At 46.7% G+C, this 15951-nt stretch carries 9 protein-coding genes, 8 tRNA genes and 3 rRNA genes; 2 read left to right on the forward strand and 18 right to left on the reverse strand.

Annotated elements, in window-relative coordinates; genetic code table 11:
• Nucleotides 1–33: 33 nt before the first annotated feature.
• The 6 genes from yihA to AC6I2O_RS16615 form a co-directional block, all read right to left on the reverse strand.
• Nucleotides 34–651, reverse strand: coding sequence for a ribosome biogenesis GTP-binding protein YihA/YsxC (gene yihA / locus AC6I2O_RS16590; protein WP_120392929.1), 618 nt, complete (start codon nucleotides 649–651; stop codon nucleotides 34–36).
• Complete coding sequence (gene lon, locus AC6I2O_RS16595; protein WP_120392930.1) at nucleotides 652–2982, reverse strand: endopeptidase La; 2331 nt, start codon at nucleotides 2980–2982, stop codon at nucleotides 652–654.
• 31 nt (nucleotides 2983–3013) lie between these two features.
• Nucleotides 3014–4297, reverse strand: coding sequence for an ATP-dependent Clp protease ATP-binding subunit ClpX (clpX, locus tag AC6I2O_RS16600; protein ID WP_120392931.1), 1284 nt, complete (start codon nucleotides 4295–4297; stop codon nucleotides 3014–3016).
• A gap of 80 nt (nucleotides 4298–4377) precedes the next feature.
• Nucleotides 4378–4959 (reverse strand): ATP-dependent Clp endopeptidase proteolytic subunit ClpP, encoded by a 582-nt coding sequence (clpP, locus tag AC6I2O_RS16605; RefSeq protein WP_120392932.1) that lies wholly within the window; start codon nucleotides 4957–4959, stop codon nucleotides 4378–4380.
• Nucleotides 4960–5024: 65 nt separating this feature from the next.
• A complete protein-coding gene (gene tig / locus AC6I2O_RS16610) occupies nucleotides 5025–6329 on the reverse strand; it encodes a trigger factor (protein WP_120392933.1) in 1305 nt (434 codons plus the stop codon).
• Nucleotides 6330–6447: 118 nt separating this feature from the next.
• On the reverse strand, nucleotides 6448–6999 hold the full coding sequence (locus AC6I2O_RS16615) for a DJ-1 family glyoxalase III (RefSeq protein WP_120392934.1): 552 nt from the start codon (nucleotides 6997–6999) through the stop codon (nucleotides 6448–6450).
• A gap of 182 nt (nucleotides 7000–7181) precedes the next feature.
• On the opposite strand from AC6I2O_RS16615, the gene AC6I2O_RS16620 reads away from it, so the two are divergent.
• The gene (locus AC6I2O_RS16620; RefSeq protein ID WP_120392950.1) at nucleotides 7182–7643 is read left to right on the forward strand and encodes a CYTH domain-containing protein; all 462 of its coding nucleotides are present in this window, start codon (nucleotides 7182–7184) and stop codon (nucleotides 7641–7643) included.
• A 200-nt stretch (nucleotides 7644–7843) separates the two neighbouring features.
• A complete protein-coding gene (locus AC6I2O_RS16625) occupies nucleotides 7844–8209 on the forward strand; it encodes a helix-turn-helix domain-containing protein (protein WP_120392935.1) in 366 nt (121 codons plus the stop codon).
• Between the two features lie 127 nt (nucleotides 8210–8336).
• Here AC6I2O_RS16625 and AC6I2O_RS16630 read toward each other — a convergent pair whose 3' ends face one another.
• The 12 genes from AC6I2O_RS16630 to AC6I2O_RS16685 all read right to left on the reverse strand — a co-directional run bounded on the left by AC6I2O_RS16630 (nucleotide 8337) and on the right by AC6I2O_RS16685 (nucleotide 15654).
• The gene (locus AC6I2O_RS16630; protein WP_120392936.1) at nucleotides 8337–9512 is read right to left on the reverse strand and encodes a hypothetical protein; all 1176 of its coding nucleotides are present in this window, start codon (nucleotides 9510–9512) and stop codon (nucleotides 8337–8339) included.
• A 147-nt stretch (nucleotides 9513–9659) separates the two neighbouring features.
• Nucleotides 9660–9745, reverse strand: a tRNA-Leu gene (locus AC6I2O_RS16635).
• 61 nt (nucleotides 9746–9806) lie between these two features.
• A tRNA-Asp gene (locus AC6I2O_RS16640) sits at nucleotides 9807–9880 on the reverse strand.
• A 19-nt stretch (nucleotides 9881–9899) separates the two neighbouring features.
• Nucleotides 9900–9973 (reverse strand) — tRNA-Ile (locus AC6I2O_RS16645).
• 4 nt (nucleotides 9974–9977) lie between these two features.
• Nucleotides 9978–10050: transfer RNA gene (locus tag AC6I2O_RS16650), tRNA-Thr, on the reverse strand.
• Between the two features lie 39 nt (nucleotides 10051–10089).
• Nucleotides 10090–10161: transfer RNA gene (locus AC6I2O_RS16655), tRNA-Glu, on the reverse strand.
• A 33-nt stretch (nucleotides 10162–10194) separates the two neighbouring features.
• A tRNA-Asn gene (locus tag AC6I2O_RS16660) sits at nucleotides 10195–10266 on the reverse strand.
• A 148-nt stretch (nucleotides 10267–10414) separates the two neighbouring features.
• Nucleotides 10415–13286: ribosomal RNA gene (locus AC6I2O_RS16665) — 23S ribosomal RNA — on the reverse strand.
• 336 nt (nucleotides 13287–13622) lie between these two features.
• A tRNA-Ala gene (locus AC6I2O_RS16670) sits at nucleotides 13623–13695 on the reverse strand.
• 62 nt (nucleotides 13696–13757) lie between these two features.
• A tRNA-Ile gene (locus AC6I2O_RS16675) sits at nucleotides 13758–13831 on the reverse strand.
• A 9-nt stretch (nucleotides 13832–13840) separates the two neighbouring features.
• Nucleotides 13841–13958: ribosomal RNA gene (gene rrf, locus AC6I2O_RS16680) — 5S ribosomal RNA — on the reverse strand.
• A 165-nt stretch (nucleotides 13959–14123) separates the two neighbouring features.
• Nucleotides 14124–15654: ribosomal RNA gene (locus tag AC6I2O_RS16685) — 16S ribosomal RNA — on the reverse strand.
• Together the 16S, 23S and 5S rRNA genes with 8 tRNA genes alongside form the textbook arrangement of a ribosomal RNA operon.
• Nucleotides 15655–15951: the final 297 nt, after the last annotated feature.

Raw genomic sequence — 15951 nt, forward strand, 5'->3', positions numbered from 1 at the left:
GGTTCCGTCATTCCGGCTGCTTTTTTATTTTCCTCATGCTTCTTCTAAAGGCAAGTCGTTCGGCTCATTTGCACAAAGGCCTTCGATCACTTCCCAGATTTCGTCCCGCCCCTGTTTCGTTTCTGCGGAAAAAGGGATGATCAAAGTCCCCGGACGTACAGAGAGTCCTTCCCGAATCAATTTCATCTGCTTTTGTATCTGGCTGCGCTTAATTTTATCGAGCTTCGTCGCGATAATAATCGGTTCATAGCCATTGCTGCAAATCCACTCATACATCGTTCGATCGTTCGCGCCAGGCTCATGCCGGATATCTACCAAGAGAAAAACGGCGCGGAGCTGCCCGGACTCATGCAGATACCGTTCAATCAATTTGCCCCATTTTTCTTTTTCTGTCTGAGAGACTCTGGCATAACCATATCCCGGCAAATCGACCAGATACAGTGCATCGTTGACATTATAAAAATTAATTGTCTGTGTCTTTCCAGGCTGAGCACTCGTACGTGCCAGCGCTTTGCGGTTCATCAGCCCATTGATCAGCGATGATTTTCCGACATTTGATTTCCCTGCAAAAGCCACCTCTGCCTTTTCATTCTCCGGCAGTTTGCTTGTTATGCCGCAGACTGTTTCCAGGCTTACCTGCTTGATAACCATCTATTTCTCCTTCTTATCGCATACCAATGCTGTTTTCAGTACCTCCGGCATCGCGCTCACGTACACAAGCTCTAATCCGCCTGTAATCTCCTCCTGCATTTCGGCAATATCCGGCTTGTTTTCAGAAGGAACAAGTACTGTTGTGATTCCGGCCTGCTTTGCTGCAAGCAGTTTCTCTTTCAGGCCTCCGATCGGCAAAACTCTTCCCCGCAGTGTAATCTCACCCGTCATCGCAACATCCGCACGCACCGGAATACCTGTAATTGCAGAAAGAATCGCCGTCGCCATCGTAATTCCTGCTGATGGTCCGTCTTTGGGAACTGCACCGGCCGGAATGTGAATATGAATATCATTCTTGCTGAAAAATTCTGCATCAATCCTGTATTCGTTTCCCAGTGAGCGCACATAGCTGATCGCTGTCCGCGCAGACTCCTTCATCACATCGCCAAGTTGACCAGTCAGCAAAAATTCACCCTTTCCCGGCATCGTATTCACTTCGATCTGCAAGGTATCGCCTCCGACACTCGTCCATGCAAGCCCGCGTACAATACCCACATCGTTTTTTGTATTCTTTTTCTTGATGGTAAACCGTTTTCTGCCCAGATATTTTTCAAGATTTTTTTCTGAAACACGTACGCACTTCACATTATGCTCCAGAATTTCCCGAGCTGCCTTCCGACAAATCTCTCCAATCTTGCGTTCAAGCTGACGTACGCCCGCCTCTTTTGTATAACCGCTGATCACAGACTCAAGCGCCGACTTTGTAATGGTAAGCTGCTTCGCCGCAAGTCCGTGATGTTCCATCTGCTTTTTTACAAGATGCTCACGCACAATATGCAGCTTTTCATTGGCTGTATAACTGCTCACTTCAATGATTTCCATGCGGTCCAGAAGCGGTCGCGGAATAGTCTGAAGATCATTTGCAGTAGCAATAAACAGCACCTCCGAGAGATCGATCGGAACCTCCACGTAATGGTCTCTGAACTTGCAGTTCTGCTCAGAATCCAATACCTCAAGAAGCGCTGACGAAGTATCCCCCTTGTAATCGCTGCTCACTTTATCAATCTCATCAAGCAACATCAACGGATTTTTAACCCCCGCCTGACGCATTCCCGCCGCAAGACGTCCCGGCATCGCTCCAATATAAGTACGTCTGTGTCCGCGAATTTCCGCCTCATCTCTCACGCCGCCAAGACTGATTCGCACGTACTTTTTATCCAGCGCCCTTGCAACTGACCGCGCAATCGATGTCTTGCCCGTTCCCGGCGGTCCTACAAGACACAGAATCGGACTGTCTCCCTTATGATTCAGGCAGCGAACCGCCAGAAACTCCAGGATACGCTCCTTTACCTTTTCCAAGCCATAATGATCCTCATTCAGAATCCGCTCAGCATTCTTCAAATCGCGGTTATCTTCTGAGGTCTTATCCCAGGGCAGCTCCAACAATGTTTCGATATAGGTACGAAGCACGGAATTTTCTGCGGAATTATTACCGATACTTTTTAAACGTTCCGCTTCTTTCCTGATTTTTTCTTTTACTTCCGCGGACGCACACAACGCCTGCGCCGCCTCCTGGTAATGCTTTACATCAGAAAGCAGGCCATCCTCGCCCAGTTCCTCCTGAATAATCTTGATCTGCTCCCGCAGCACATACTCACGCTGATTCTTGTCCACTCTTTCCTTGACCTTCTGCTGAATCTCATTGCGAATCTGAAGGATCTCCATCTCATTCACAATCAGCGCACTCAGATCATGGTAACGTGCAATAATATCTTCTTTTTCCAACAGTTTCTGGCGATCCTCATAATACATCGGCAGATGCACGCTCACTGCCATAGTCAGCTTTTCCAGGTCCTGGATCTCCAGAAGCTGCTTCTGCATATCCTTGCCAAATTTCTGATTTAACTGACCATAACGCACAAGCAAATCGCGCAGCGCGCGCACCATCGCCTCTGCCATGGACGCCTCTATCTGAGGACTTTGCTCCTCTGCCGGCTCTACCTGCACTTCAAGATAGCCGTTAGCAGCATCTCCCTCCAACAAGCGCCCTTTCTGGATTCCTTCTACCATCACGCGGACAATATCTTTCGGAAGCTTGGCCACATTGCGAATTTTTGCGATCACGCCAAGCTCGTATAAACCTCGTAAACCCGGATTATTGTCATCCGGGTTTCTCTGCGTCACTAAAAAAATAATCTGATCCTTCTCCATCGCCGCCTCAACTGCTTGGATGGAGCTTTTTCTGCTGATATCAAAATGCAGTACCATTGTAGGCAACACGGTAAGCCCCCGCAATGGTATTGCAGGCATTCTTCTTTTCACTTCGTTCATAATTTCCTCATCACTGATACGAGGCTGTCTTTTATGCAGTCTCCTCCATCATTCCGATTCTACGTTTTCTCCGTCCAATCGGAATTTCCCGATACGTGAGCTCCGGCTCTCCGCTTCCGTCAATGGTTTCCTTTGTCACAAGACATGTCTCAATCGTATCATCTGACGGAATCCGATACATCAAGTCCTGCATCGCACGCTCCATAATGGCGCGCAGACCTCTGGCCCCCGTCTTTCTCTTGATCGTTTTTTCTGCAATCGCCTCAATTGCCTCCGGTGTAAACGAAAGCGCAACATCATCCAAACCAAACAGTCCCTGATACTGCTTCACAATAGCATTTTTCGGCTCTGTCAAAATTCGAACCAGCGCATCCTTATCCAATTCATCAAGAGATACCACAATCGGCACACGTCCCACAAATTCCGGAATCATACCAAATTTTATAAAATCCTGCGGAAGGGCCTTTTTCAAAATTTCTCCGACATTTCTTTTATCCTTCTCAGTAAGCTCTGAATTAAATCCGATTCCCTTCTTGTCCAGACGTGTTCCAATAATCTTATCAATTCCTTCAAATGCTCCGCCACAGATAAACAAAATATTGGTCGTATCAATCTGCAACAGCTCCTGATGTGGATGTTTGCGCCCACCCTGCGGCGGCACCGATGCCACGGTTCCTTCCAGAATCTTCAGAAGTGCCTGCTGAACACCCTCTCCCGATACATCCCTTGTAATGGATGCATTCTCAGACTTTCTGGTAATTTTATCGATCTCATCTATATAGATAATACCATACTCTGCTTTTTTAATATCATAATCTGCAGCCTGAATAATTTTGAGAAGAATGTTCTCCACATCCTCTCCAACATATCCTGCCTCCGTCAGTGCAGTTGCATCTGCAATTGCAAACGGTACATTTAAAAGCCTCGCAAGCGTCTGTGCCAGCATCGTCTTTCCGGAACCTGTTGGCCCCAGCATCAAAATATTACTTTTCTGCAACTCTACATCCAGATACTTACTGCCGGTGATTCTCTTATAGTGATTGTATACGGCTACTGCAAGCGCTTTTTTCGCCTCATCCTGTCCAATCACATATTCATCCAGAAATGCTTTGATCTCCATGGGTTTGAGCAGATTAATCTCTGTATCCTCCTCAAGAGCATCCGCATCCAGTTCTTCCTCAATAATCTCTGAACAGATTTCAACGCATTCATCACAAATGTATACCCCATTCGGTCCCGCGATCAATTTGCGGACCTGATCCTCTGTCTTGTTGCAGAAAGAACATCTGATCTTTTCTCCGTTTTTGCCAGGCATTTTCCCACTCCTTAAATAATCTAATGAACCACAGCGGGACTGTTACGATTTTCCTGCGTAACAGCCCCATAATATACACCTTATCGCGGCGCGATAATTTCATCAATCAGTCCGTAAGTTTTCGCTTCCTCCGCCGACATCCAGTTATCACGCTCTGTATCAGCTGCGATCACTTCATACGGCTGTCCTGTATTGGCAGCAAGCATCTCATTTAATTTCTTCTTTGTCTGAAGGATCTTGTCCGCCATAATCTTAATATCCGTAGCCTGACCCTGTGTACCGCCGGAAGGCTGATGAATCATAATCTCTGCGTTCGGCAGAGCATAACGCTTTCCTTTCGTACCTCCTGCCAGCAGAAATGCTCCCATACTGGCTGCCATTCCCATACAGATCGTGGAAACATCGCATTTAATATAGTGCATTGTATCATAAATCGCCATCCCTGCGGATATTACGCCGCCCGGACTGTTAATATAAAGCTGAATATCTTTGTTCGGATCCTCGGATTCCAGAAACAGAAGCTGTGCAACAACCAGATTCGCACTTACATCATTCACTTCTTCTCCAAGGAAAATAATCCGGTCGTTCAGCAATCTGGAATAAATATCGTAAGAACGTTCTCCTCTTCCGGTCTGTTCAATGACCATAGGTACAAGGCTCATGCTCCAATTCCTCCCTGTCTGAAAATAGTCCGGATACAGCCCATGGTGTATCCGGATATTATATCTTACTCGGCCTTAGCTGCTTCTACTTCCTTTGCGGCCTCTGTGATCATCTCAACAGCTGCCTGAATAGCCAGGTCGTTCTTCATCTGTTCTTTTGCGTAGCTATCCATGATCTCTTTGATCTTTTCTACTTCCATCTTGTACTGCTGCGCCATCTTTGCATATTCTTCATCCAGACGCTCTTCGCTCACCTGAATATTTTCTGCCTTTGCAATCGCTTCCAGTACCAGACTGTTCTGGATTCTCTTCAACGCTTCCGGTCTCATCTGCTCCAGCAACTTGTCCGCTGTCATACCCGTGAACTGCATGTACTGTTCCATCGTAAGGCCCTGAGACTGAAGTCTTCTTGAGAAGTCCTCTGCCATACGTCTTACCTGTTCATTTACCATAGCATCCGGAATATCCATTGACGCATTGGCAACAGCCAGTTCTACTACTTTATTTTCTTTTGCACGCTTTGCTTCTTTTTCCTTCCGCTCAAGCAGTTTTGCGCGAATGTCGTCTTTGTACTCTGCAAGCGTATCAAATTCGGAAACATCTTTTGCAAACTCATCGTCTGCCTCCGGAAGCTCCTTTACTTTAATCTCATTTACCTTGCATTTGAATACAGCTGCCTTGCTTTTCAGATCTTCTACATGATACTCTTCCGGGAAGGTTACATTTACTTCCACATCTTCGCCGATCTTTGCACCAACAAGCTGCTCCTCAAATCCCGGAATAAAGCTTCCGGAACCAATTGTCAGCGGGTAATCCTCACCCTTGCCACCTGCAAATGCAACACCGTCAACAAAGCCCTCAAAATCAAGCTTAACCATATCGCCGTTTTCTACTGCACGGTCGTCGATATCAAGCATTCTTGCATTATTCTCGCGTTCCTTGTCTACTGCTTTCTCTACTTCCTCTTCTGAAACAGCGATTTCACTCTTCTCTACTTCCAGTCCCTTATACTCGCCCAAGGTAACCTCCGGCTTCAGAGCAACTTCTGCTGTAAAGATAAATGGCTGTCCCTTCCCAATCTGAGTCACATCAATCTGCGGCTGAGAAACAATATTCTCCCCACATTCCTGTGCTGCCTTTGAATAAGCGCCCGGAATAAGCTCATTTGCAGCGTCTTCATAAAAAACGCCCACACCATACATTTTTTCAATCATCTTGCGCGGAGCTTTTCCTTTACGGAAACCCGGAAGTGTAATTTTACCTTTATTTTTCTGATAAGCTTTCTCCAGTGCTGCTTCAAATTCTTCAGCAGAAACTTCGATCGTAAGCTTCGCCATATTTTTTTCCAGTTTTTCTACCTGTACACCCATTGTACCGTATTCCTCCTTAATTCTGTTTCACAAATCTCTCTGGAACCGCCATTTTTACCCATTTGCAGTCATTAACACAGTATAACACACTGTATATAAAAACGCCAGTATTTTTTTCTTATCCTCTCCATATGATACTGTTCCCGAGCTCATCCGCGGTTTTCTGATCTCTGAGCTCACCGACCAAGGCAAGTGCAAAAGGAATCGCAGTTCCCATCCCACGGCTCGTAATTACATCGCCGGATACAACAACTTCTTCATCCGTCACCTGGGCACCCGTAAGACGCTCCTCAAATCCCGGATAGCAGACCGCCCGATGTCCTTTTAAAAGTCCCAGATCTCCCAAAACACTCGGAGCTGCACAGATTGCCGCCACTTTTTTTCCTTCTGTCCCGGCAGAACTCAAAAGACTTGCAAGTCCTTCATGTGCTCCCAGATATTTTGTCCCCGGCATCCCTCCTGGCAAAACATACATGGATGCATGCGCAAAATCAGTTTCCTCAAACAAAAAATCTGCTTTCACGGTTATCCCATGACTCCCTGTCACTTCCTTTTTTCCTGTCACAGAGATCATTTCCACGGTCACATCTGCTCTTCTTAATATATCTACAACAATGAGTCCTTCGATCTCTTCAAACCCATCTGCAAAAAAAACAAATACTTTGTTCATCTTCTCACACCTCCATATCATTTTTTCTATTATTGCCATTCTACGGCACCTTTTTTCATTTTAAAGTTTAACAGAGCAGCGCCTGAAAATCAATACGCAGTTCCCCTTTTCCCTTTTCAAAAACTGTGTTACACTTGAAACAATAAATTATCAGCAAAGGAGAATGTGCTGCAATGAAAGGAATGGAAATAGAAAAAAAATTTTTAATCAAAACTGTCCCCGAACACCTGGAACAATATACCTGTCATCTCATTGAACAGGCTTATCTTTGTACGGAACCAGTTGTACGTATCAGACGTCAGGACGACGACTATATCCTTACCTGGAAAGGAAAAGGAATGATGGAACGGGAAGAATACAATCTTCCGCTCACAAAAGAAGGCTATTATCATCTTCTCACCAAAGCGGACGGAAATATCATTACAAAAAAAAGATACGTGATTCCGCTTCCCAATGGACGAAATGCCGAACTGGACATTTTCGAAGGCAAATTTGACGGACTGTTGCTTGCCGAAGTAGAATTCCCGGATAAAGCCTCCGCGGACAACTTCATGCCGCCATCATGGTTCGGAGCAGATGTCACCTTCGAGAAAGCATACCATAATTCTTTTCTCAGTACTGTTTCGAAATGGTCCTTATCATAACACCTTTAAAATCAGGGATATCAACGATATTTTTCTGCTTCAAATGCATTTTTTATATTTTTTTACAAAAAATTTGTCAAATCCCGTAATCTTTTTCTCGCTAATCCGTTATTTTTATATATCAGAAAATATGCGCCGCCTTTCCAGGCGGTAGCATTCTCAAATTCAACTTTTTATCTTTTATTTACGGGAGGTCTATCATGACAGATCAGATTACTAAAACACTCATTTCCGGCCTGCGCACACAGCGCCAGGCTGCAGGATACACACAGGAAATGCTTGGCCAACTACTCAAAATCCAGCGTGCCACCTACTGTAACTACGAAAACGGAATTCGAACTCCATCATTGGAAATTCTTGTTACACTCGCCGAGCTGTATCACGTATCCACCGATTATCTGATTCGCGGCATAGATAGCTACCTATGTACGAATCCTACCTCCCAGAAAATAGCCCAGATGGTGGACAACATGCCGCAAGCTTCTCAACAGGATGTTCTCGGTTACACCTGTTACCGAAATCATTTCCCTTTCTCCTGTAAAAAGAATTTTCAGTTGAAAAACTGAGACTTGCCGCCAATCTTAAAGGAGCTGTTGTAAAATACCGCGTTCCTACAATATATCTTTTCGATGCTGTTTACATCTATGACCTATATTGTATGGTTCCGCTATTTTACAACAGCCCCCTGAAAGTCTATCCGATTTTACTCATGATAAAATTATAAAGATCCGTATATACTTTTGCCTCGTAATGAAGCCCATCCCTGGTATCGACACCTCTGGATTTTACGAATTTATACGTATTGATATAAGGCGGCTCACCAATCGTCAAACGCAATTTTTTGTCAAATTCAACAATCTGCGCGTTCGTCACCTTGTATCCGTGTTGCTGACATTTTGCTTCATCTACCGGGTTGACTGAAATGAAATGAAATTTTGTCTGGGGGTATTTTCTTATCAGTTCCTGATAATATTCAATATAACGATCAATATTCCCCAAATCATTAACCCCAAAAGCTAAAACCACTTTAACATCCGGCTTTGCGCTTAAATACGTCTCCAAAAGCGGACCAGCTTCACTTTGCAGCCATTCAAAGCCACTGCCAATCTTTGCGATATAGGTCACATCCGTTGTACCGACTACATTTTTCATCTCTTCCATTCTTGAGTCACCGACGAAAATATAGTTGCCGTCAAATACCTTTTCTCCTCGCTTGCCATCTGCCCCAATATGATAACCGTCCACGATACAGTTTGTCTTTCGCGCCCCTTTAGGGCCAACGTAATAGTCTCCAACCCATTTGTTAACAGCCTTTACGCCATTCTTATCTACATAGTAGTATTTGCCTTTGTATTTGATCCATGTTTTCTGCAGGCGCACTCCATTTTTATCCAAGTAATACCGTTTTCCTTTGTAAGTCACCCACGCGGACTTCACACGCACACCAGAACCATTCACGTAGTAATACTTACCGCCATAAGAGACCATCTCATTCTTCGCCATACAGCCGGTACTCTTGAAATAATAATATTTGCCGCTCTTTTTCAACCACTTTTTTACATACAGCTTTCCGTTAGACGCTGCATAGTATTTCTGGTTCTGATATTTGATCCAACCAGTAACGCGTTTTCCTTTTGAGTCAAAACGGTAAATACTGCTCCCAATTTTCAACCACTTATTCTTCGCATAACGTCCATTTGAAAGCTTATATTTCTTTCCTACCCACTTGCCTCCAGATACTTTCTGCGCTGATTTCACCACATTCGTCCCTGCTGCTGACACCTGTATCGTCCCGGATAGTACAAGCATACTCAAAAGCATTATGGCTACAAACAGAAGTTTTTTAGCTTTTCTTTTAATTTTTCTCACCTCTCTGGTTGCTTTTTCTAGGTATCATACTGTTTTTATTTTACTACTATACATGAATTTCCTCATTTTGTCAAAGAAAAACGCAACCAGGGCCACTTTAAGAAGCAAAAAAGGCCTAAACAACTATATTGTCTAAGCCTTTTTTTATGCCGCAGACCGGGATCGAACCGGTACGGGTATCACTACCCACGGGATTTTAAGTCCCGGGCGTCTGCCAGTTCCGCCACTGCGGCAAATAATTTACATATTAAATAAATATTCAAATAGAAATCGGGGCTTTATGCCCCTAAAAAACGACCCAGAAGAGACTCGAACTCTCGACCTCCGCCGTGACAGGGCGGCGCTCTAACCAACTGAGCCACTGGGCCAAAACTATTAAATTTAAAGTGGACCTTCGGGGACTCGAACCCAGGACCGACCGGTTATGAGCCGGTTGCTCTAACCAACTGAGCTAAAGGTCCAAGAAGCCGATGATCGGACTCGAACCGATAACCTGCTGATTACAAATCAGCTGCTCTGCCAATTGAGCCACATCGGCAAACTATTTTCTGCCGTCTGCTTCAGCATTATAACTAAATGACTCCTACGAGAATCGAACTCGTGTTACCGCCGTGAAAGGGCGATGTCTTAACCGCTTGACCAAGGAGCCATGTTTTTGTATCTTTTCTTAGATACTACAAAACTCCCCGAGTTGGGCTCGAACCAACAACCCTTCGGTTAACAGCCGAATGCTCTACCATTGAGCTATCGAGGAATATCTTCAGGTATATTCTGTTCTTAACATACCTTCAAAACCACATACAGGATACTATATCTTTCCGTTTTTTGCAAGTCCTTTTTTCTCTTTTCTTTCTAACCCTTCCGTTTTCGCTTCGAAAGTCTTCTTCTTCCTTTCTCCACGCTTGGATAAGCTTGCGACCTATTAGTAGCAGTCAGCTCCATGCATTACTGCACTTCCACCTCTGCCCTATCTACCTCGTGTTCTTCAAGGGGTCTTGGGATATCTCATCTTGAGGGGGGCTTCACGCTTAGATGCCTTCAGCGTTTATCCCTTCCCGACTTGGCTACCCGGCCATGCCTTTGGTAAAACAACCGGTACACCAGAGGTCAGTCCACCCCGGTCCTCTCGTACTAAGGGCAGCTCCTCTCAAATATCCTACGCCCGCGCCGGATAGGGACCGAACTGTCTCACGACGTTCTGAACCCAGCTCGCGTACCGCTTTAATGGGCGAACAGCCCAACCCTTGGGACCTACTACAGCCCCAGGATGCGATGAGCCGACATCGAGGTGCCAAACCACTCCGTCGATGTGAACTCTTGGGAGTGATAAGCCTGTTATCCCCAGGGTAGCTTTTATCCGTTGAGCGATGGCATTCCCACTTAATACCACCGGATCACTAAGCCCTACTTTCGTACCTGCTCCACCCGTCGGTGTCGCAGTCAAGCTCCCTTCTGCCTTTGCACTCTTCGAATGGTTTCCAACCATTCTGAGGGAACCTTTGGGCGCCTCCGATACCCTTTCGGAGGCGACCGCCCCAGTCAAACTCCCCGCCAGACATTGTCCCCCAACCGGTTCACGGTTGCAGGTTAGAAACCCAATAACGCAAGGGTGGTATCCCAACAGCGGCTCCATGGAAACTGGCGTTCCCACTTCTTCGCCTCCCACCTATCCTGTACATGCATTACCGGATCCCAGTGTCAAGCTGGAGTAAAGCTCCATGGGGTCTTTCCGTCCTGGCGCAGGTAACCAGCATCTTCACTGGTACTTCAATTTCACCGGATGCATTGTCGAGACAGCGCCCAAATCATTACGCCTTTCGTGCGGGTCGGAACTTACCCGACAAGGAATTTCGCTACCTTAGGACCGTTATAGTTACGGCCGCCGTTTACTGGGGCTTAAATTCAAACCTTCGCTTGCGCTAAGCTCTCCTCTTAACCTTCCAGCACCGGGCAGGCGTCAGCCCATATACTTCACCTTTCGGTTTTGCATAGACCTGTGTTTTTGCTAAACAGTTGCTTGGGCCAATTCTCTGCGGCCTGGTCTCCCAGGCACCCCTTCTCCCGAAGTTACGGGGTCATTTTGCCGAGTTCCTTAACAATGCTTCTTCCGTCGGCCTTAGGATTCTCTCCTCATCCACCTGTGTCGGTTTATGGTACGGGTACGATATAAGCAATAGCGGCTTTTCTTGGCACATGGCTCACATGCTTCCCTACTTCTATTCGGTCCGCCTCACGTCTTTGCCTTATGCGGGGGTTTTTCCTCCCGCACAGCTCCTTCGCTTGCACGCAGCTTTCCATTCTGCGCCCATGCTCTCCACATGCGTCCCCACAGTTCTGTTATACCGTAGTACAGGAATCTCAACCTGTTGTCCATCGACTACGCCTTTCGGCCTCGCCTTAGGTCCCGACTTACCCAGAGCAGATCAGCTTTACTCTGGAAACCTTGGATATTCGGCCGGAAGGATTCTCACCTTCCTCTCGCTACTCATTCCGGCATTCTCTCTTCCATACGCTCCACAGCTCCTTTCGGTACTGCTTCTTCGTGTATGCAATGCTCCTCTACCAATCCTTGCGGATTCCTCAGCTTCGGTGTCGTGTTTTAGCCCCGGACATTTTCGGCGCAGGACCTCTCGACCAGTGAGCTATTACGCACTCTTTGAATGTATGGCTGCTTCTGAGCCAACATCCTGGTTGTCTTCGAAATCCCACATCCTTTTCCACTTAACACGCACTTTGGGACCTTAGCTGGAGGTCTGGGCTCTTTCCCTTTTGACTACCCAACTTATCTCGTGTAGTCTGACTCCCGTACATCATCTATATGGCATTCGGAGTTTGATATTCTTCGGTAAGCTTTGACGCCCCCTAGGAAATTCAGTGCTCTACCTCCACTAGACTAATACGAGGCTAGCCCTAAAGCTATTTCGAGGAGAACCAGCTATCTCCGGGTTCGATTGGAATTTCTCCCCTACCCACACCTCATCGCCACCCTTTTCAACGGATGTGCGTTCGGTCCTCCACTACCTCTTACGGCAGCTTCAACCTGGACATGGGTAGATCACCCGGTTTCGGGTCTGCATCCACTGACTTTACGCCCTATTAAGACTTGGTTTCCCTCCGGCTCCTCACTTTCCGTGATTAACCTCGCCAGTGATCGCAACTCGCCGGACCGTTCTACAAAAAGTACGCGGTCCTACCTTAACGTAGTTCCACAGCTTGTAAACACAGGGTTTCAGGTTCTCTTTCACTCCCCTCCCGGGGTTCTTTTCACCTTTCCTTCACAGTACTATGCGCTATCGGTCACTAAGTAGTATTTAGCCTTACGGGGTGGTCCCCGCTTGTTCCCACAAGGTTCCACGTGTCTCGTGGTACTCTGGATCCCGCCATGCTTCCTTTCGTTTCGGGTACGGGTCTTTCACCCTCTTTGGATGGCTTTCCCAAAACCATTCCCCTACAATCAGAAGATCAATTATGCGGTCCGAACCCCAGGGTGCACGCACCCTGGTTTGGGCTCTTCCGGTTTCGCTCGCCGCTACTCCCGGAATCGATGTTTCTTTCTCTTCCTCCGGCTACTTAGATGTTTCAGTTCACCGGGTTCCCCTCCATACGTTATGGATTGGCGTATGGATACTGGAGCTTTCCTCCAGTGGGTTTCCCCATTCAGATATCTCCGGATCTATGGATATTTGCTCCTCCCCGAAGCTTTTCGCAGCTTATCACGTCTTTCATCGGCTCTTAGTGCCAAGGCATCCACCCTGCGCTCTTATTCGCTTAACCTGTAAATCGCGGAGAAAACACAGTTCTCGAGGTGTTTTCGTCGCTTTCTACTTTCTCACATATATAGCGTTATATGTGTGGTTGGGTTGTTTTTCTGAGTTTTCTCTCCGCAGCCTTCCCCTTTCGGTTCCTGCTGCTTTACTTGCTTGTTTCTAAGCTCAGGTTTCCCTGAACTTATCCTCGGATGTCTTGTGATGAATTCTTTCTTGTTCCATCCATTTATGATCTATAAATGTTTGTTCAATCAGATTCATCGGATATTTTTTTCTGTATGCGGTTTTCAAGGTACGTTATTGGTAACAAAAACTATCCGTATAGATGCTTTTTATTACCAAATGGAGATGGAGAGATTCGAACTCTTGACCCCCTGCTTGCAAGGCAGGTGCTCTCCCAACTGAGCTACACCCCCATTTAAGGAATTCTATTTTGTTTTCCTTGTTTGGACTATAAGGTTTTATACCTTTAATCCAGTGGGCTTAAGTGGACTCGAACCACCGACCTCACGCTTATCAGGCGTGCGCTCTAACCGGCTGAGCTATAAGCCCTTTTTTATAATCTGGCAGCCACCTACTCTCCCACACCGTCTCCAGTGCAGTACCATCGGCCGCTTAGGTCTTAACCATCGTGTTCGGGATGGGTACGGGTGTTTCCCCTAAGCGCATCGCCACCAGAAGCTTTGAGCACTTATTGAGTGCAAGTTTTGCGCCGCACGAATTTAGTGCGAAAGCTGTTCGTTGCAACTTGGCGAGGTCTTTTCGAGCCTAGTACAATCGAACTTCCTTGTCTCCCTTAATAACTCAACAGTGATACAACCTTTACTTCTCGATTCTTCCTTAGAAAGGAGGTGATCCAGCCGCACCTTCCGATACGGCTACCTTGTTACGACTTCACCCCAGTTACCAGTCCCGCCTTCGGCAGCTCCCTCCTTGCGGTTGGGTCACTGACTTCGGGCGTTACCGACTCCCATGGTGTGACGGGCGGTGTGTACAAGACCCGGGAACGTATTCACCGCGACATTCTGATTCGCGATTACTAGCGATTCCAGCTTCGTGCAGTCGAGTTGCAGACTGCAGTCCGAACTGGGACGTTATTTTTGGGATTTGCTCCAGATCGCTCTCTTGCTTCCCTTTGTTTACGCCATTGTAGCACGTGTGTAGCCCAAATCATAAGGGGCATGATGATTTGACGTCATCCCCACCTTCCTCCAGGTTATCCCTGGCAGTCTCTCCAGAGTGCCCACCTTAAATGCTGGCTACTGAAGATAAGGGTTGCGCTCGTTGCGGGACTTAACCCAACATCTCACGACACGAGCTGACGACAACCATGCACCACCTGTCTCCTCTGTCCCGAAGGAAGGACGACGTTACTCGTCTGTCAGAGGGATGTCAAGACTTGGTAAGGTTCTTCGCGTTGCTTCGAATTAAACCACATGCTCCACCGCTTGTGCGGGTCCCCGTCAATTCCTTTGAGTTTCATTCTTGCGAACGTACTCCCCAGGTGGAATACTTATTGCGTTTGCTGCGGCACCGAAGAGCTTTGCTCCCCAACACCTAGTATTCATCGTTTACCGCGTGGACTACCAGGGTATCTAATCCTGTTTGCTCCCCACGCTTTCGAGCCTCAACGTCAGTTACCGTCCAGTAAGCCGCCTTCGCCACTGGTGTTCCTCCTAATATCTACGCATTTCACCGCTACACTAGGAATTCCGCTTACCTCTCCGGCACTCAAGATTTACAGTTTCCAATGCAGTCCAGGGGTTGAGCCCCCGCCTTTCACATCAGACTTGCACATCCGTCTACGCTCCCTTTACACCCAGTAATTCCGGATAACGCTTGCTCCATACGTATTACCGCGGCTGCTGGCACGTATTTAGCCGGAGCTTCTTAGTCAGGTACCGTCATTTTCTTCCCTGCTGATAGAGCTTTACATACCGAAATACTTCTTCGCTCACGCGGCGTCGCTGCATCAGGCTTGCGCCCATTGTGCAATATTCCCCACTGCTGCCTCCCGTAGGAGTTTGGGCCGTGTCTCAGTCCCAATGTGGCCGGTCACCCTCTCAGGTCGGCTATGGATCGTCGGCTTGGTGAGCCGTTACCTCACCAACTACCTAATCCAACGCGGGCCCATCTTACACCACCGGAGTTTTTCACACAGAAACATGCGTTCCCGTGCGCTTATGCGGTATTAGCAGTCATTTCTAACTGTTGTCCCCCTGTGTAAGGCAGGTTGCCCACGCGTTACTCACCCGTCCGCCACTCAGTCATTTTAAAATCCACCCGAAAGTCTCATTTAAAATGCTTCGTTCGACTTGCATGTGTTAAGCACGCCGCCAGCGTTCATCCTGAGCCAGGATCAAACTCTCTAATAAAGTGTTGTTCAATCCGGTCAGATAACGTCTTGGCTATCTTTCCTTTTACTGTTTTTAAAGGTCAGTTCCTTAGAAAAAAATCTCTTAGAATCTTTTCAAGGTTGTCTCACTGTTCAGTTATCAAAGTGCTTCTTTTTGATATTTCTTCTTTATTTCCTGTGCTGTGTTTCGAAGTGATTTATCGAAGCAGCTTCTATAAACTATCATGTTATTTCTCTTTTGTCAACACCTTTTTGGAATTTTTTTTATTTTTTTCTGTATTATGACAGCTTTACAGAAAAAACCCCGGTATTTCCG

The sequence above is a fragment of the Blautia sp. St.27G3 genome, assembly GCF_059728505.1.